Annotated in this window: 16 protein-coding genes; 9 read left to right on the forward strand and 7 right to left on the reverse strand. The window is 69.4% G+C overall.

Going from position 1 to position 15,896, the window contains the following annotated elements:
• Positions 1–316 precede the first annotated feature (316 nt).
• Entirely contained in the window at positions 317–1,852 is a 1,536-nt protein-coding gene (locus OG963_RS42000; protein ID WP_371800155.1) for a hypothetical protein, read from the forward strand.
• Between the two features lie 77 nt (positions 1,853–1,929).
• On the opposite strand, the gene OG963_RS42005 is transcribed toward OG963_RS42000, so the two are convergent.
• Positions 1,930–2,646, reverse strand: a complete 717-nt coding sequence (locus OG963_RS42005; protein WP_371800156.1) for a nuclear transport factor 2 family protein — start codon at positions 2,644–2,646, stop codon at positions 1,930–1,932.
• A gap of 215 nt (positions 2,647–2,861) precedes the next feature.
• Positions 2,862–3,527, reverse strand: coding sequence for a TetR/AcrR family transcriptional regulator (locus tag OG963_RS42010; RefSeq protein WP_371800157.1), 666 nt, complete (start codon positions 3,525–3,527; stop codon positions 2,862–2,864).
• 634 nt (positions 3,528–4,161) lie between these two features.
• On the opposite strand from OG963_RS42010, the gene snpA reads away from it, so the two are divergent.
• Positions 4,162–4,845: a snapalysin gene (snpA, locus tag OG963_RS42015; protein WP_319740501.1), complete on the forward strand. Its 684-nt coding sequence runs from the start codon at positions 4,162–4,164 to the stop codon at positions 4,843–4,845.
• Positions 4,846–5,395: 550 nt separating this feature from the next.
• Here the strand turns inward: snpA and OG963_RS42020 are convergent.
• Entirely contained in the window at positions 5,396–5,842 is a 447-nt protein-coding gene (locus OG963_RS42020) for a DUF1772 domain-containing protein (protein WP_319740502.1), read from the reverse strand.
• Positions 5,843–5,933: 91 nt separating this feature from the next.
• On the opposite strand from OG963_RS42020, the gene OG963_RS42025 reads away from it, so the two are divergent.
• Entirely contained in the window at positions 5,934–6,512 is a 579-nt protein-coding gene (locus OG963_RS42025) for a TetR/AcrR family transcriptional regulator (RefSeq protein WP_371800158.1), read from the forward strand.
• A gap of 552 nt (positions 6,513–7,064) precedes the next feature.
• Here the strand turns inward: OG963_RS42025 and OG963_RS42030 are convergent.
• Positions 7,065–7,448 carry an ArsR/SmtB family transcription factor gene (locus OG963_RS42030; protein WP_371800159.1) on the reverse strand — a complete coding sequence of 128 codons (384 nt, stop codon included), beginning with the start codon at positions 7,446–7,448 and terminating at the stop codon, positions 7,065–7,067.
• Between the two features lie 129 nt (positions 7,449–7,577).
• Here OG963_RS42030 and OG963_RS42035 point away from each other — a divergent pair, with 129 nt between their 5' ends.
• Both OG963_RS42035 and OG963_RS42040 read left to right on the forward strand, forming a co-directional pair.
• Entirely contained in the window at positions 7,578–9,560 is a 1,983-nt protein-coding gene (locus OG963_RS42035) for a heavy metal translocating P-type ATPase (RefSeq protein ID WP_371800160.1), read from the forward strand.
• Positions 9,557–9,952, forward strand: coding sequence for a (2Fe-2S) ferredoxin domain-containing protein (locus OG963_RS42040; protein WP_371800161.1), 396 nt, complete (start codon positions 9,557–9,559; stop codon positions 9,950–9,952). The genes OG963_RS42035 and OG963_RS42040 overlap by 4 nt, the downstream gene beginning before the upstream one ends.
• 6 nt (positions 9,953–9,958) lie before the next feature.
• Here the strand turns inward: OG963_RS42040 and OG963_RS42045 are convergent, their stop codons facing one another.
• Complete coding sequence (locus OG963_RS42045) at positions 9,959–11,302, reverse strand: MFS transporter (protein WP_319740506.1); 1,344 nt, start codon at positions 11,300–11,302, stop codon at positions 9,959–9,961.
• Positions 11,303–11,439: 137 nt separating this feature from the next.
• On the opposite strand from OG963_RS42045, the gene OG963_RS42050 reads away from it, so the two are divergent.
• The gene (locus OG963_RS42050; RefSeq protein ID WP_319740507.1) at positions 11,440–11,799 is read left to right on the forward strand and encodes a metalloregulator ArsR/SmtB family transcription factor; all 360 of its coding nucleotides are present in this window, start codon (positions 11,440–11,442) and stop codon (positions 11,797–11,799) included.
• Positions 11,800–12,839: 1,040 nt separating this feature from the next.
• Here the strand turns inward: OG963_RS42050 and OG963_RS42055 are convergent.
• A complete protein-coding gene (locus OG963_RS42055; protein WP_319740508.1) occupies positions 12,840–13,982 on the reverse strand; it encodes an acyltransferase family protein in 1,143 nt (380 codons plus the stop codon).
• A gap of 140 nt (positions 13,983–14,122) precedes the next feature.
• Between OG963_RS42055 and OG963_RS42060 the strand changes: the two genes are divergently transcribed.
• The gene (locus OG963_RS42060; RefSeq protein WP_371800162.1) at positions 14,123–14,371 is read left to right on the forward strand and encodes a hypothetical protein; all 249 of its coding nucleotides are present in this window, start codon (positions 14,123–14,125) and stop codon (positions 14,369–14,371) included.
• An 89-nt stretch (positions 14,372–14,460) separates the two neighbouring features.
• Here OG963_RS42060 and OG963_RS42065 read toward each other — a convergent pair whose 3' ends face one another.
• On the reverse strand, positions 14,461–14,733 hold the full coding sequence (locus OG963_RS42065) for a hypothetical protein (RefSeq protein ID WP_371800163.1): 273 nt from the start codon (positions 14,731–14,733) through the stop codon (positions 14,461–14,463).
• A 95-nt stretch (positions 14,734–14,828) separates the two neighbouring features.
• Between OG963_RS42065 and OG963_RS42070 the strand changes: the two genes are divergently transcribed.
• Entirely contained in the window at positions 14,829–15,167 is a 339-nt protein-coding gene (locus OG963_RS42070) for an alkylmercury lyase family protein (RefSeq protein WP_371800164.1), read from the forward strand.
• Positions 15,168–15,430: 263 nt separating this feature from the next.
• Positions 15,431–15,697, forward strand: coding sequence for a hypothetical protein (locus tag OG963_RS42075; RefSeq protein ID WP_319740511.1), 267 nt, complete (start codon positions 15,431–15,433; stop codon positions 15,695–15,697).
• Positions 15,698–15,896: the final 199 nt, after the last annotated feature.

Here is a 15,896-nt window from a genome sequence, read left to right on the forward strand (position 1 = left end):
GCTCCCGGCCAAGCGGTACGCGCCGGCAGCGAAGCCGTCCCGCTGGGCCGGACAGCCACACCTGGACGAAGGTCCCGCAGAACCTGCATGCGCCCCGCGCCGAGTCGCGCCGGGCCCAGCCGATCCAGGAGACCGACATGGCCGTCATGCGACCAGCAGACACCCTCATGCGGAAGGCGCGCGCCCAGGCAGGACACCAGGACGACCTGCTCGTTCATCTTCAGTGCGGCCAGGTTGGCGGCGGCTCAGCGAGCAGAGGCGACCCGTGATCGTGGGCGCTGGTGATGACCTCGCCCGCATTGAGATGATCACCATCATGACCACCCCGTTGCGCATGGACAGAATTCTCGGTGACCGTCCCTTCGCCGAGGTCGGTGATCCCGCTCTCGCCGTCGGTGACGAGGGTCGCCGCCTCCTGGCAGTGGCGGGCACGCACCTGACAGTGGGAGGCATACCCGGGTTCCGCCGTATAGCGCCGGTTGGTGTCTACAGCACGGACGACCTGGCCTGCCGCGCCCTTCTCCACGGGCGCTATCCCGTACACGCGATGGCCTTTCACCCCAGGCTTCCCCTCCTCGCTATCGGAACGGGTGGTTACGACGGTGGCTACTTCTTCGAAGGGGAACTGCTCCTGCTGGACCTGGAGACGGGTGCGGCCACGTCGCTCATCGAGCACGAGCTCGGCCGCCAGGTTTTGGGTCTGGAATGGCTCGACGAACAGAAACTACGCGTGCTCATGGCACCGCCTGACGACTGGCAGGACAAAGACGCGTGGAGCGAGGGGCACATGGCGGTGGTACATCGGGCCGACTGGAGGGCCCTACCGCCCCAGTCGATCACCGGGCACGACCTTGCCGGACCACGGGTGGCGGCACCGCGGCCCGACGGCAGGGAGAGTGCCCGCCGAACGGTTTCCGGTCTGAGCACGGACTGGGATCCGCGGTGCAACGTTCGCGCGGTCGAGGAACTGTCCGACGGCAGGATCGTGGCGGCGCTCGACGGTGCCCGACTGGAGTCCTGGCTCCCCTCGGGACAGCGGCAGTGGGCTGTTCCGGACGACGACGGCGGTGGCCGTGACATCGTCATCGCTGCGGATGAGCGATCGGCCTGGGTCGGTTTGGCGCGTCCTGAGTGGGAGAAAGCTCGCCAGGCCGTGGTCCGGCTCTCACTCGAGGACGGGCGACAGCTCGACCGCCTCGCCTCCTCCGCCCCGATGTCTCTGGTGCGCTGCGCCGACGGTCTGCCGGCCCTCGGGCCCGCAGGATCCCTCGGTGGGCGCAGCAGGCTTCGTATCCGGCACGGCAGCCGGATCTACTTCCGGGAGACCGTACGCAAGGAGGGCAAGCGCATTCCTGGACGGGGGGAAACCTGGCTCGCCGCCGCCAGTCTGGAGGCGATTCCGGTTGCCGAGCAGCCGCGTGAGCCGGCGGAAGCGGAAGTTCGACGGCTGTTTCCGTACTCCTGGGCGGCAGGTGAGACGCACTTCGCGGGGCCTGGCGTGGAGACTGCGGAGGGTGACCTGGTCCACGCCGGCACGGTTCACCACGGTCGCGGATTGCAGCCCGGTGGCTCGTTCGTCGTTCGGCGTAAAACAACGACAGGAGAGCCGACCTGGGTTTTTCGGACAGACCGGAGGGCCACCGGTCTCGACTCCGACACCGAGACCGTCTACGTCACCTACGACGATGGCGAGATCGTCGGGCTCGATCTCCGTGACGGCACCCTGCGCTGGCGTCGGCATCTCACTGTTGCGGCAGTGGCCGTCCTGCCAACCGCGCTGACCGTGGCCGGGCTCGGTCGGCCGCTCATCGGCACCAGTGACGGGCGACTGCTGGTCTGCTCGCTCGGCTAGGGCCTCTCGTCCGGATCATGCTGGGGTCGTGCGAGGCCTGATCCAAACGAAAGGCCCCGGCGGACGGGCGGGGCGGGTCAGTTGGCGGGCGTCTCGCCGTACGCGCCGAAGCCCGCCACCACCAGGCCGTCCCGGAAGGTCAGCACCTCGCTCACCCTGCCGCCGATCTGGTTGAGGTAGTCGATGACGAGTGCGTCGACACTCGCCCGTACGTCCATCACCTCGAAGCTCAGATCGGGGATCCGCTGGAGCCCCGCCGCCCAGTACGCACGCAGGGCGGCTTTGCCGTGCACGGTGCCGGCCGGGTCGCCCGTCAGCCGGGCGATCATGGGCGAACTGAAGGTCACGTCGTCGTGGTAGTGCGCGAGAATGCGGTCCAGGTCGTGGGAGTTCCAGTCGTCCTGCCACTGAGCGGCGAAGCGACGGGCGAAGTCGAGATCCATACGGATCATGATGCGGCAGAGCGATGGTGGACGCGTGCGCTTTGCACCTATACCTGGGAGTGGCCGGCCCACACCCTCGCCGCCCACGCCGACGTACTCGAGCCCGCCGACGGCGGGTCCTGGCTGAGGATCGGCATCGACGGTGCCCCCGCCGCCTGCCCGGCGGAGCCCGCCGGACAGCTCGCCGAGGCAAGCGGGGTCCTCTGGACCGGCCTCGATCGTGGTGTGTTCGCGCATGAGGGTGACCACCTTGCGGGCTGGCAGGGCGAACCCGTCCACGTCACGGAGGACCACCTGGTCTGTCGTGGCCGTCAGGCGTCCGGCCACGACTGCCTGGAACAGTCCCTGCATACGGTTGGTGCTGACCATCAGTCCGCTCGGACGGAAGTCATGCTGTCCTGGCCGGACTCATTCCGAGATCGCGGAGAGGTCTCGGAGCGAGTCCGGCGCGGTGCTGGACCCGGACGGTGCTGGGGTCAACAGACCTCAGCCCGTGCTACAGCTGCTTCGCGGCAGCGAGCGCGCTGAAGGCCTTTGGTCGGCTCCGGACCAACGGAACGGCGCTCTTATGCTCGGCGTGGCGGTGCATCTCGCATTTCCGGGGCGGGTACGGGGGCGCTGCGGTGAGGCGGATCGCTCGACCCGGTGTCCATGGACGTCGTGGGTGAGGTTGGACGGTCGCCTGAGTCGGCGGAAGTGAGCAGGTCGAGTCCTACTACGAGGGCGGCACGCCGTTTGTCCTCCACGCTGCCTTTGGCGTCTTCCAACGCTCTTGGGGCTGCGTGTACGGCTACCAGAGCGGTTACAGAACGCAGTTGGCCGGCCAGGTCGGCTTCCGGGTCCCGGAAGAGAGCCAGGGCGCGCGTCCACAAATCGCGGTACGCGGCGCCGACCGCGAGGTCGCGCAGGACACCGTGGTTCTCTTGGAGGATCGCGAGGAGCGGTGCTGCATGGGAGAGTGCGGCTTCGTACCGGCGGAGCGCCTCTTGCCGGGTGCTCAGACCGGGAAGTTGGCCTTCTGCCCATGCGATGACGTCTTGGACGGGCTCGAGGTGCTCGTCGAAGAGCTCGGCGAGGATGCCTTCCTTCGTCTTGAAGTGGTAGTACACCGCTGCCTTCGTGACGGCGAGGTGCTCGGCGATCTCACGCAGGGAGGTCTTGTCATAACCCTGGTCCCTAAAGAGCTTCAGTGCCGTCTGCTTGATGCGTCGGCGGGTGAAGCCCCTGGCCATGGCGTGAGGTCCCTGTCTGTGAGGCGTCTGGCCCTGACGGTCAAGGCGGGACGGCGTGCTGTGGTGCCCGGTTTCGCATGTAACGGCAGGCCAGGGCCCCGTACGGGGGTGCGTACGGGGCCGAGGCGACGTTCGGGCGGTGCTAGCCGGTCGTCTTGGCGGTGGAGACAGCAGCGGCCGGAGTGTTGTCCGTGCTGGATCCGCTCGCGAAAGAAGCGGAAGCCCATGTTCTATGGCATCGGTCACAGCGGCCCGCCTGCCAACGGGTGCACTTAGTAGATACAGCACGGCGGATATCAGGGCTTATGTCCGTATTGCCCCTTATTTGGATCCTGTCGTGCGTCCGGGGATTCCGCCCGGCCGGCCCGCACGCCCGTTGTCCTGTGGTGTAACGCTTCTGACGCCGCGACAGCTTCCCGCTCCTGCCGCCATGTGTGGACCGAAGGCCCGCACACACCCCTGGAGAGGCCCCGGGACCTACGGGGCGACCTAGTGGAGGGACCCCTTGTGCTCCCTGTCGAGGCGTTCTAAGAATGGCGACCCACAGGACGTCGCCGCAGTTCGGAACCGGTGTTCACGCAGTCGACCACGCACCGGGCGCTCGGCGTCACCGAGTGAGTAGGAGCCCCCCCGTATGAAGTCGTCTCGAACCTCCGCGAGGATTCTCGCCCTTGCTCTCGGCCTGGGTCTGGCCTCCAGTGCGCTGGGAGTGGCGGTGCCGGCGAGCGCCCTGACGGCCGCCACCCCACCCGCTGCCGCCGATACCTCCGTGGCGCGGTACGCCGGGTCGGTCCAGGAGGCTGCGAACAACAAGGCGTTCTTCGGCGCCGTGCTCCGGTCGGTCGCGGAGAAGCGCGCCGCCCAGCCGAACGCGCGGGCGGTGACCGTCTACTACGACGCCTCCCAGGCGCCGAGCTTCCGTTCGGAGATATCGAGCGCGGCCTCGATATGGAACAGCTCCGAGTCCAACGTCAAGCTCCAGGAGAGGTCGAGCGGTGCCGACTTCTCGTACCACGAGGGCAACGACTCACGCGGGTCCCACGCCGACAGCAACGGCCACGGCAGCGGCTACATCTTCCTCGACTACACCCAGAGCCGGCAGAACGACACGATCCGCGTCGTCACCCACGAGACCGGGCACGTGCTGGGCCTGCCGGACGACTACAGCGGGCCGTGCAGTGAGCTGATGTCGGGCGGCGGCCCCGGCCCGTCCTGCACCAACCGCTATCCGAACGCCACCGAGCGCGCGCGTGTCGACCAGCTGTGGGCCACCGGACTCGCGCAGGCCCGGCACTCGCACGGGCCCTGGGGGCGGTGAACCAGGCCGGCTGACGACCTGAGCGCTGCACCCGCCGGTACGGACCGCGGCCCCGGGCCGCGGTCCGTACGTGTGCTCGCCGAGCCGTTCGCTGCGCTCATCCGCACTGTCCGCGACCTGCTGCCCGACCCGGGCCCCTCCCGTCAACTCGATCGCCGAACTGTTCGGCCTCTCCCCGGGCACCTTGTGCAACCACATCCCGGACCTGCGCGAGCTGCGCGCAGGTGCCGTGCTCCGTCAGCTCGAAGCGCCGACGCGGTGGACCCACTCCAGCAAGATCAATCTCAGCGGCATTTTCTCCACCCGGACTATTCACACCCGCCGCCGCACACCATCAAGGGGACGGCGGACACCTTCGAAGCCCGCCCATGACGTGCACGCCACGCGGTGGCCGGACGAGATCCGCAGTCCCGAGTCCCTCGGTCGGAAGCACGTCGACCTCGACCAGAGGGAGATCGACCGGGCCGTCCGGCTCACCGAAGCGACGGCGGTCGATGCCGCCCTCGCTCGGGGGATCGTGCGCCATCAGTGCGGTGTCCGGCTCGCGGGCTCAGGCGAGGGCGGTGGTCAGCAGGGTGAAGGCGGCGATGATGACGGCGACGCGGATGTAGTGGAAGCGGTCCCAGCGGTTCATCTGCTCCTTCCAGTCCTCAGGCCGGTTCTCGGGGGTCCAGGTCTTGCCCTGGTTGTTGATCGGGACGAGCAGCAGAAGCGACATGATCACGCTCAAGATCAGCAGCGCGCCGGCGATGACGACCAGGCCGGCACCGGGGTGATGCCATCCGGCGACGGCCCAGACCGCGCTCAGGACGAGGGAGCCGATGTACCAGAACGGCATCACGGCACCGAGCATCCGGCCCCCGTGAGCGCGGCCGAGTTGGCCGCTGTTTTCGGGGAGTGCGTTGAGGATCGGGTTGATGACGAAGGCGACGGAGAACTCCACCCCCACCATCAGGCCGACGACCACGGTGGTGAAGACCTCGAGTGCGTTCAGCATGATGACCCCTCCTGGGATCTAGCATCGCTAGGTGATGAGGCAACGCTAGTACTGCTGCCGCTCGATTGTCTAGCGGTGCTAGGATCGAATCATGTCGGTACAAGAACGCAAGGAGCGCGAACGGGCGGGCCGTGAGCGCCTCATCGTGGCGACGGCCCGCGAACTCGCCGAGCAGCAGGGCTGGGACGCGGTCACCACCCGCCGGCTTGCCGAGCGCATCGAATACAGCCAGCCCGTCCTGTACAGCCATTTCCGTGGCAAGCGCGAGATCATCGGCGCCGTCGCCCTCGAGGGTGCCACCGAGATGGCCGCGGCGCTGCGGGCCGCGACCTCCGCCGCGGAGGGCCCTGGCGCCCGGGTCACCGCCCTCGCCCGCGCCTACCTCGACTTCGCCGAACGCAACCCGGCGGTCTATGACGCCATGTTCCAGCTCGACGGCGGCCTGGCGTTCGCACACGAAGACACCCCCGAGCCACTGAAGGACGCCTTCGCCGCACTGCTGGAGAACCTCGGCGAGGTCGCCGGGGACGGCGTCCACCCGGCACTGTTCACCGAGGCGTTCTGGGCGGCCCTGCATGGACTCGCCACCCTGACCCGGGCGGGACGGCTGCCGCCGGAGGACACCGAGCGGAGGGTGGAACTGCTGGTGGACCGGCTCGCCATGGTCTGACACGCCGTCCCGGAGGGCACGCAGCCGGGGTCCTGGGGCCCCGCTGCCTGCCGGCGGCACCGCTTCCCGTCACTCGCGCCCACACGGCGCAGCCGAAGATCGCGGGGCCCGTCCCCGAAGGAGCACCCGCCCCGGAAGCTGCGTTCATCGATCACGACCCGATACGCGCCCTGATCCGCACGGCGAGTGCCGGGGCGATCCGAGCCGACAGCTCATGCGACGCGGCCGTCCGTGCCTAGCTGGCCGCCGAGCGGACGAGTCGAAGCGTTCGCCGCCTTCAACGTCTTCTGCCAGGCCGGCATCCTGATCGGCCCGATCGCCGAAATGGCCCTGCTGGCCCGGGGTTTCAGCGTGGTGTGCACCGTCCCGGCATTCGTCTTCGGCGCCCTCGCCGTGCTCCAGGCTCGCGCGTCGCCTGCGCGCCCGTCGGCCGACCGGGGTGCCGAACCCGCCTGGCGGGCGGTCGCCGCCGGCCGGCGCCACAGGCGGTTCCGGTACCCGGATGACGCGCTGGGGTCGGGGTCCCGTGCGCGGTGGTCCGGCCCCGGTCGGTCAGCGGGCGGTAGGCGCCGTGGCGTCGGCGGGGGTGTCGCGGAGGCCCAGGCGCAGGTGCTCGACGTGGAAGAGGGCCTGCTCCAGGAGCTCCGCGACGTGGTTGTCGTACAGCGCGTAGATCACGGAGCGGCCTCGGCGTTCGCCGGTGACCAGGCCGAGGTTGCGCAGCAGGCGCAGCTGATGGGAGCAGGCCGACTGTTCCATGCCGACGGCGCCGGCGAGTTCGGTCGCCCCGCACGGGCCCTCCTGGAGCCGGGTGAGGATGCGCAGCCGGGAAGGCGTGGCCAAGGCCTGGAGGGTGGCGGCCACATCGGTGGCACCCACAGCTTCGAGCCGCTCGCGTGCGGTGGCGGTGGTTTTGGCGTCAGCTCCGTGGCCCATGGCGTTCATCCTACGGAGACTCTGAAATGAATAAGTCTTCATGTGTTCCTGTATCGTGGGGCGCGACTCCGGGCACTCCCGTGTGCCCGTACGGCCTCATGCGTCCCCCCGTGAAGGACCACCCCTCTGATGACCTCCACCCTGACTCCGTTGTCGACCGACCGGGGCGCGGCCGCCCCGCGCGGAGGGGCCGCGCCCCGGCGGCGTACCCACGCGTTCGCGCTCGCCGAGGTGCGCTGGGCCGCGACCGCGACCGTTCTGTTCCTGCTCGCGCTGGCCCTCCAGTTGACCGGAGCCCCCGCGTGGGCGTGGGGCCCGCTGTACGCGCTGTCCTACGCCACCGGTGGCTGGGAACCCGGCTGGGAGGGCCTCAAGGCACTCAAGGACAGGACGCTCGACGTCGACCTGTTGATGATCGTCGCGGCGCTCGGGGCTGCGGCGATCGGACAGGTGATGGACGGTGCTCTCCTGGTCGTCATCTTCGCCACCTCGGGCGCACTGGAGGCGCTCGCCACGGCTCGCACGGCCGAATCCGTACGAGGGCTGCTGGACCTGGCACCTGCCACAGCCACCCGCCTCGACGCCGACGGAGGTGAGGAGACCGTCGCCACCGAGGAGCTGGCGGTGGGCGACACCATCCTTGTACGGCCCGGCGAACGCGTCGGCGCCGACGGTCGTGTTCTGGACGGGGCCAGTGACGTGGACCAGGCGACCATCACCGGTGAGCCGCTCCCCGTGGCCAAGGGCACGGGGGACGAGGTCTTCGCGGGCACCCTCAACGGCACCGGTGCCCTGCGAGTCGGCGTCGAGCGCGACGCCTCCGACTCGGTGATCGCGCGGATCGTGCGGATGGTGGGGGAGGCGTCGGAGACCAAGGCGCCCACGCAGTTGTTCGTCGAGAAGGTCGAGCAGCGGTACTCGCTGGCCATGGTGGGGGCGACCCTCGCCGTGTTCCTCGTGCCGCTCGCCTTCGGTGCGGAGCTGACCGGCTCGCTGCTGCGCGCGATGACCTTCATGATCGTGGCCTCGCCGTGCGCGGTGGTGCTGGCGACCATGCCTCCGCTCCTGTCCGCGATCGCCAACGCCGGACGGCACGGCGTCCTCGTGAAGTCCGCCGTCGTGATGGAACGCCTGGGACAGATCGACACGGTGGCACTCGACAAGACCGGCACGCTCACCGAGGGCACACCGCGCGTCACCGATGTGCGGCCGCTCGCCGGATCCGGCCTGGACGAGACCGGACTGCTGGTCCTCGCGGCCGCGGCGGAGCACCCGAGCGAGCACCCACTGGCCCGCGCCGTCGTGGACGAAGCGCGCGAGCGCGGGCTGAAGCTGCCCGTCGCCAAGGACTTCGACTCCGCACCGGGCGTCGGGGTGAGCGCCACCATCGACGGCTGCACGGTCACCGTGGGAGCACCGGCGCGGCTGCTCGACCGAGCGGCCGACGCCGCCTCCGCCGGTGCGGCTGTCGTCGTGCGCGAACTGGAGGACGACGCATGTACGGCGGTGCTGGTCATGGCGGACGGAGCGCCGGCGGGTGTGCTCGGTATCGCCGACCGGCTGCGCCCGGACGCCGCCGCCACCGTCACGTCCCTCACCACCCTCACAGGGACCGCACCACTGCTGCTGACCGGCGACAACCCCCGCGCCGCCGCTCGCCTGGCCCAGGACGTCGGCATTCGCGTCGTCCGGGCCGGTCTGCTGCCGGAGCACAAGGTGAGCGCGGTCAAGGAGTTGGAAAGCGCGGGCCGCAGGGTTCTCGTCGTGGGCGACGGTGTCAACGACGCCCCGGCCCTGGCCGCCGCCCACACCGGTGTCGCCATGGGCCGGGCAGGCTCCGACCTCGCACTGGAGACCGCCGACGCGGTGATCGTCCGCGACGAACTCGCCACCGTCCCCACGGTGATCGCTCTCTCCCGGCGCGCCCGCCGACTGGTCGTCCAGAACCTCTTCATCGCTGGTCTGTTCATCACCGGCCTCGTCGTCTGGGACCTGGCCGGCACACTGCCTCTGCCGCTTGGCGTATTGGGCCACGAGGGCTCCACCGTCATTGTGGGCATCAACGGATTGCGGTTGCTGCGGGACGCCGCGTGGCGTCGGGCCGCCGCATGAGCCGCCGCAAGGCCGTCGTTGCCATGGCGGCACGCTGCACGGTCACCGTCTGCCGAGGCTGTTGCTGCGGTACACCGAAGGTCCCGGGTGTGGACCACGCCGCTCAACTCGCCGAACTGAAGGCCCGGGTGGCCACGATCGCGCAAGTCCGGGCCGTCGACTGCCTCGATGCCTGTGAGCAGGCCAACGTCATCGTCGTACAACCGTCTCCCGCCGGACGCTCGGCCGGCGGCCGACCTGTCTGGCTCGGGCTGGTCAACGACCCGGACGCGACCGGTGACATCGCCGCCTGGATACGCGCCGGGGGACCAGGCCTCGCCGAACCGGCCGACATCCTCGACCCGTACGCCTTCGACCCTTCGCGACGCGTACGAATGGCCATCGAAGACTGACCTTCGTCAGCCGGCGTGCAGCCCGTCGGCGCCGACCGGACGGTCGTGACTGTGGCGCCATCCGGCCGGAATACGGCTGGCACCCACGAGATGCGGGTGCCCGTCCGGAAGGTCGGTGTGCTCGTGCTCCACGCTCATCCCATCGCGCGACGGCCATAGACGCACGGCCAGTAGTGACGCTGCCAGTGCGATCGCGCCAAGGGCGACAACCGCCGACTGCAGGCCCGCCACCGCGCCGAGCCACCCGGCCAACGGATACGTCAGCAGCCAGCAACTGTGCGAGAGCGAGAACTGGGCGGCGAACGCGGACGTCCGCTCCTCGGGTGGAGCCGCGCGGCGGATCAGCCGCCCCGTAGGCGTCAGCACCATCGAGCAGGCGGCACCGAAGGCCGCCCAGGTGACCAGGAGCGCGGGCCACCGCCAAGCGCCGTTACCGGCGACCGTGATGGTGCCCAGCGCGACGAAGACCAGGGGGAGCACCATCGCCCCGCGCAGCATCACCGTACGGTCGGCCACCCGGTCGAGCAGCCGAGGCAGCAGCAGTGCGACGATCATCGAGCCCCCACCGTATGCGCCGAGCGCCAGCGACACGTCGGTGACGCTGCGGGCGAGCTGGTCACGGACGTACACGACACTGTTGACGGTGACCATCGCGCTCGCGGCGGCCACCGCGAGGTTCAGGGCGAGCAGTGCGCGCAGCTGCGGGGTCGCGAAGAAGAGACGAGTGCCCCTGGTCGCCTTCGCGTACACGGTGCCGCCGCCTGTGGCGGAAGCGGCGACCGGTTCGGGCAGCACGGCGGAGACCACGAGCGCGGCCGAGCCCAGGAACCCGAACACCGTGCCGACGAAAAGCCAGTTGTAGGTGGTCAGCGAGAGGAGCGCGGCTGCGAGAGCTGGGCTGAAGAGGCTCTCGAGGTCGTAGGCGAGCCGCGACAGGGACAGCGCCTGGGTGTAGTCGCGCTCGGCAGGCAACGCATCCGGGACGACCGCCTGGAACGTCGGGGTGAACGCGGCCGACGCCGCCTGGAGCAAGAAGATCAGGACGTACACCTGCCACACCTGATGCACGAACGGCAGCGTCAGCGCGACCCCGGCCCTGGTCAGGTCCGCTCCGACCATCAGGACGCGGCGCGGCAGCCGGTCGGCGACCGCGCCAACAGCCGGAGCGATCGCCACGTACGCCACCATTTTGATCGCCAGCGCGGTGCCGAGCACTGATCCGGCGTTGGCGCCTGCGAGGTCGTACGCCAGCAGCCCGAGAGCCACAGTGGCCAGGCCGGTGCCGACCAGAGCGATGATCTGGGCGGTGAAGAGATGGCGGTAGGTGCGGTCGCACAGCACGGAGAGCATGCGGCGGTCCCTCGGCCGGTCGGGGCGGGCACGACTGCTCCCCACTGTACCCACAGGTGCACATCTGCGCACATGTTGACTTTGTGGTTCGCGCAGCCGATTCCCGCCGCCGCCCGCCCGGCCTCTACGCTGTCTCCATGCCTGCTCGCGAGCCCTTGCCAACTGCACCTGATGGGCATCTGCGTGCTCCGGACAGCGTGCGCCTCACAGAGGCGACCGAGGTATTTTCCATGCTGTCCGACGTCACCCGGCTGCACCTGCTGTGGCTGCTCGCGCAGCAGGAGTCGGACGTGAGCTCGCTGACCGAACGATGCGAGGCGTCGCGGACCGCGGTGAGTCAGCATCTGGCGAAACTGCGGCTGGCGGGTCTGGTGGAGACGCGGCGGGAGGGCCGGCACGTCTACTACAGCCTTCGCGACGGGCATCTGCGGCGGCTCGTGGTGGAGGCCCTGAGCTACGCCGACCACCGCGTCAGTGGGAAGGCTCCGCACGACTGACCCGGAGGCGAAAGTACCTGAGCGGCATTTGCCGTTCCTCTGTGCGGAGTTGCTGCATCCCGCGAAAGGGGCGGCGCGGCCGTGCCGGGGCAAAGGGGGAGACTTCGGGCGCGAGGATTGCCTGCCGATACCGCGCACTTGTCGGCAGCCAGGTGACTGGCGACGGCCCCTCACTCCGCGACGCGCTCTGACGACGCCCGCCGAGTGAGGGGCCGGTCCGCCGATGCTGCGCGCCGGACCGGCGCCGGACGAAGTAGCACGCCGCGAGCGCGACCACATCGGCCGCACGATGCCGCCCCACAGACCGCTGTTGTCATCGTCGTCGTTCTTCGCCTCGGCGACGGGAGAGGACGAGGGCTCAAGGGCTTCGGCCGTCGGTGACGCGGACGCCGCGTCGCTCGGGGAGGGGGCTGACCGGCTTCGCCCCTGGCGCGGCAGCCTTGAGCTTCAGCACAGGTCCGGGCTCTCGCCGCCCGCCGCGTGCCGTGCTCAGGAATATTCTGGCGGGACGGTCGGAGACCGTGCCCCGGAGGGTCCGTCGGTCTGGCGGACAGGGCGTGGCTCGTTGTCGAGGGGAGTGGCCCGCGGAACATGCGTGGCTGAATCCGTGTTCTCCCCGCGGCTCGCGCTGTGTTGTTCCCGCCGTCGCGCTGGTGAGATCGCGGCTGGTGCGGTCTCAGGGTTTGCGCAGAGCATGTGTGAGCAACGCGCGTCCCGCGGAGGGAACGCCACATCCGACTCCTCCGCCATGGCGGCGAAGAACCGGCGACCCTCGGGCGACTGTCGCGATGTGGACCAGGCGTAACCCGGGCAGGGCGCCAGCGCGGTGTGCAGGGCATCGCGCCCCAACCCCTTGCGCTGCCAGGAGCCGACGACGGCTATGCGCTCTATGTAGCCCAGTTGGCACGGGTGACAGACGCGGTAGTCCAGCCGTCCGATCTCCCGCGCCTGACCGACCCGTACGACGACGGTCTGATGCCCCGCGGGCATGGCCGCGGTGAGGCGCTCGAAGTGGACGGCATGCAGCCGGTCTGGGTCGGTCACCTCAATCGCCGTGATTCGGCGGGATTCCCTCTGAAGGCCCACTCCATCTTCGGTTCCATGGCAAACCGGAAGATTCGCTGTACCGGCGGGGTGCACAGCAGCGTGATGACAGTAGCGGCGATGAGCGTGACGCCGATCTCGCCGAGCGGCTGGTGGATCCAGTCGTGGTCGTACCAGTGCCAGAACCGGGAGCCCTTGGCCAGGAATCCGTGCAGCAGATAGCCATACAGCGTTCCGGCGCCGAGCGCGGTGAACCACAGCGTGCGCCCGGGCACCCAGGCGAAGAAGCACGCGACCAGGACCATCGAGCAGCCGAAGAGGGCGAGCGTCATGACGGCACCGGTCCAGCCGGGAGCGGCCAGCTCCTGCGCGCTGTCGCGGCGGTAGAACCAGGCCGCGTTCATCCGCGGAGCCGCCCAGTACGCGAAGGCCAGGGCCCCGGCGAACACCGGGACGGCAAGGAGACGGACCTCGGGGCGGCGTACCAGCCGGAAGTGTTCCGGCTTCAGGCACAGGCCCAGGACGAAGAAAGGCAGGAACTGCAGGACGCGCTGCAGGTCCAGGTCGTCGCCGATGTCCGGCGAGACCGAGGCCAGCACCGCGATGGCCAGTGCGAGCGGCAGCGGCCACCGCACCACCTTCCACAGCGGGGTCGTCAGCCGCCAGATGAACAGCGCCGCCAGGAACCATGTCAGATACCAGGGATCCAGCAGACTGATCGGATAGCCAGGGTCGTCGTCCGCCCACCTCTTGAACAGCGAGTACGCGACCTCGAAGACCACATACGGGACGGCGACGCCCGTCACCAGTCGCCTGAGTCGTGCCGGGCTCGCGTCGAAGCTGCGCGAGAAGTAGCCGGAGATGACGATGAACGCCGGCATGTGGAAGGCATAGACGGTGATGTAGATCGCGGCCGCCGCCTGGCTGTCACCGCGCAGCGGCTCACACGCGTGCCCCATCGCCACCAGCACGATCGCCAGGTACTTGGCGTTGTCGAAGAACGCGTCCCGCCTCTGCGCGGGCTTGGAAGGAGGCTGTGCCGAGGGCGTCGTCCATTGTGTCGTCCCGCTGCCTGCAGTCGCCCCGGGGCGCGGCGATGTCGTTTCCTGCGGCCGCGTGGGCCGTATCGTTTTGCTCACCTCGACTCCTGTATGCGATGGATGGAACCCCGACGGGCACATTCGCGTCTTAGGAGGTTTGTGGCTGTGGCGATGCTGTCAGACATCCCAGGCACCGTAGTCACCACTGTCCTCACGTGCAAACCTGTCCTCGTAGCCACGTGCCGGACCGGGCCGTCCTTGCTGTCCAACTGCTGGAAGAAGACGACGTCGGTGAGCTGACCGCTCGCAAAGAGGAGTGCGGAGGTGTCCAGGTCGATCTCGTAGGTGTCGGCCGGCTCGGCCAGGAAGCCCTTGGGTGGGCCGGCCTGTCGGCCCAGGCCCATGCGTACGACGCTGAGTGCGCCGCCGTCGGACTTGCCATGGTCTTCGAGCTCGTCGAGTTGGCCCAGCAACGGTGGGGGCGGTGAACGCACCCCATCTCGTCGCCCCCGTCCGCGCCGGAGCCCGCTTCGAACACGGCAGCTCATCGAGCGCACCGAGACCCACGTAGCATGAGTCACCAGGCCAGTCGCACTGGCTGCCGCCGCGGAGAAAAGGCATGGCGATGGACGAGGGCGAGTGCCTTCACCGCTACGGTCTGCGTCCTGTCGGTGAGGTTCGCGGGCGGCGCAGGGTACATATCCGGCTGGAGCGGCAGGCTCAGGGTGACGGCGACACCGAGCTGATGAAACTGGGCTGCGTTCAGCTGTTCAACGCCGGCAGTCTCGACGATGTATTGCTCATCTGGATGGCCAAGTGCGTCGGCATGGACGCCGACTGCTCGATCCACATCCAGTTGTTGTACGGGAGCGGACTGGCCGGAACCAAGGCATACCCGTTTTCTCAGTGCCTACCCGAAGCCGAAGCGGCATGCAGGTGTGGTCGATGTGCGCGATCGACGCGCTCGGCATCCCCGCCATGCTCGGCCGCGATGTGGTGATCGCCTCCGCCGATCCGGTCACCGGCGAGTCCGTCACGGTGACCGGCGAGAACGGGCGGACGGTGTGGGAACCCGCGTCATCGGTGGTGTGCGTCGGACGCCGGGGCGGAAGCGCCGGACCTGCGGCCGAGGTGTGCTGCGACACCGTGAACTTCTTCACCGGCGCCGCCTCTGCCCAGACGTGGATCATGCAGCACCCGAACGTGAACGGCCAGATCGTGGACCGGACGCGCGCCGAGGAGATCGGCCGGACGACCTTCGGGCCGCTGCTCACCGCCGACTGACCAGCCGCGTAGGACCTGTCAGGCCAGAGCTGCCGCGCCGCTTGACGCTTCCTTCGGCAGCGGCATGGCGAGGGCCCCGGCGACCGGGCTCCCTGCCGTGGCAGCAGGGAAATGAGTGCGGCCGGCTACCGCAGCCGGCCGATGAAGGCGGAGCCAGGGTGCGGATGCGTCGGCCTGCGCCGGCGGTCCACGAGTCCGGTCGGCAATTCCATGGGGGGACCCCGTTGCGTCCGAGTGTCAGTGGCACCGGCGATCCTGCATACATGGATGAGCTGATGCGACGCCGGGTGTACGGGGCCGACCATGATGATCCCGATCCCGGACCGCGGCCGGGCCACGCCTACCGCGAACTGGTCGGCGGCCCCCTGGACGGGCTGCTTGTGGACGTCACCGGATGGGAAGAGGATGCCCTGCGCGAGGGTGCCGCGCTGAGTACGGAGATCGGTGCTCACGGGCCCGGCGGGCGTGCCGTGTACGGCCCCCGGGCTGCTGACCCGAGGTTCTGGGACTGGCAGGGCGACACCCCCTGACCTGGTGCGGTCCGGAATGCGGGGGCGGGGTGTCGGCGTGAGATCGAGGTGCGGACGGCGGCCCGGGTGCATCCTGGCCCGCGGCCAGTTCTCCCTGGCGGCTTCTGGGCTGTCGGTGCCGTCCTGGCTGCCATTGTCGTGAAGATCACGGCGCCGACGGGGTTCGGCCGTCATGTGCATCGCAGCTGACGACAAGAGG

Source organism: Streptomyces sp. NBC_01707 (genome assembly GCF_041438805.1).
GTDB lineage: Bacteria > Actinomycetota > Actinomycetes > Streptomycetales > Streptomycetaceae > Streptomyces.

What these genes read in the sequence shown, in the direction of transcription:
- OG963_RS42000 (WP_371800155.1), top strand. Translation starts at nt 317, where the DNA reads ATGACCACCCCGTTGCGCATGGACAGAATTCTCGGTGACCGTCCCTTC.
- OG963_RS42005 (WP_371800156.1), bottom strand. Translation starts at nt 2,646, where the DNA reads ATGCAGGGACTGTTCCAGGCAGTCGTGGCCGGACGCCTGACGGCCACG.
- OG963_RS42010 (WP_371800157.1), bottom strand. Translation starts at nt 3,527, where the DNA reads ATGGCCAGGGGCTTCACCCGCCGACGCATCAAGCAGACGGCACTGAAG.
- snpA (WP_319740501.1), top strand. Translation starts at nt 4,162, where the DNA reads ATGAAGTCGTCTCGAACCTCCGCGAGGATTCTCGCCCTTGCTCTCGGC.
- OG963_RS42020 (WP_319740502.1), bottom strand. Translation starts at nt 5,842, where the DNA reads ATGCTGAACGCACTCGAGGTCTTCACCACCGTGGTCGTCGGCCTGATG.
- OG963_RS42025 (WP_371800158.1), top strand. Translation starts at nt 5,934, where the DNA reads ATGTCGGTACAAGAACGCAAGGAGCGCGAACGGGCGGGCCGTGAGCGC.
- OG963_RS42030 (WP_371800159.1), bottom strand. Translation starts at nt 7,448, where the DNA reads ATGGGCCACGGAGCTGACGCCAAAACCACCGCCACCGCACGCGAGCGG.
- OG963_RS42035 (WP_371800160.1), top strand. Translation starts at nt 7,578, where the DNA reads ATGACCTCCACCCTGACTCCGTTGTCGACCGACCGGGGCGCGGCCGCC.
- OG963_RS42040 (WP_371800161.1), top strand. Translation starts at nt 9,557, where the DNA reads ATGAGCCGCCGCAAGGCCGTCGTTGCCATGGCGGCACGCTGCACGGTC.
- OG963_RS42045 (WP_319740506.1), bottom strand. Translation starts at nt 11,302, where the DNA reads ATGCTCTCCGTGCTGTGCGACCGCACCTACCGCCATCTCTTCACCGCC.
- OG963_RS42050 (WP_319740507.1), top strand. Translation starts at nt 11,440, where the DNA reads ATGCCTGCTCGCGAGCCCTTGCCAACTGCACCTGATGGGCATCTGCGT.
- OG963_RS42070 (WP_371800164.1), top strand. Translation starts at nt 14,829, where the DNA reads ATGTGCGCGATCGACGCGCTCGGCATCCCCGCCATGCTCGGCCGCGAT.
- OG963_RS42075 (WP_319740511.1), top strand. Translation starts at nt 15,431, where the DNA reads ATGGATGAGCTGATGCGACGCCGGGTGTACGGGGCCGACCATGATGAT.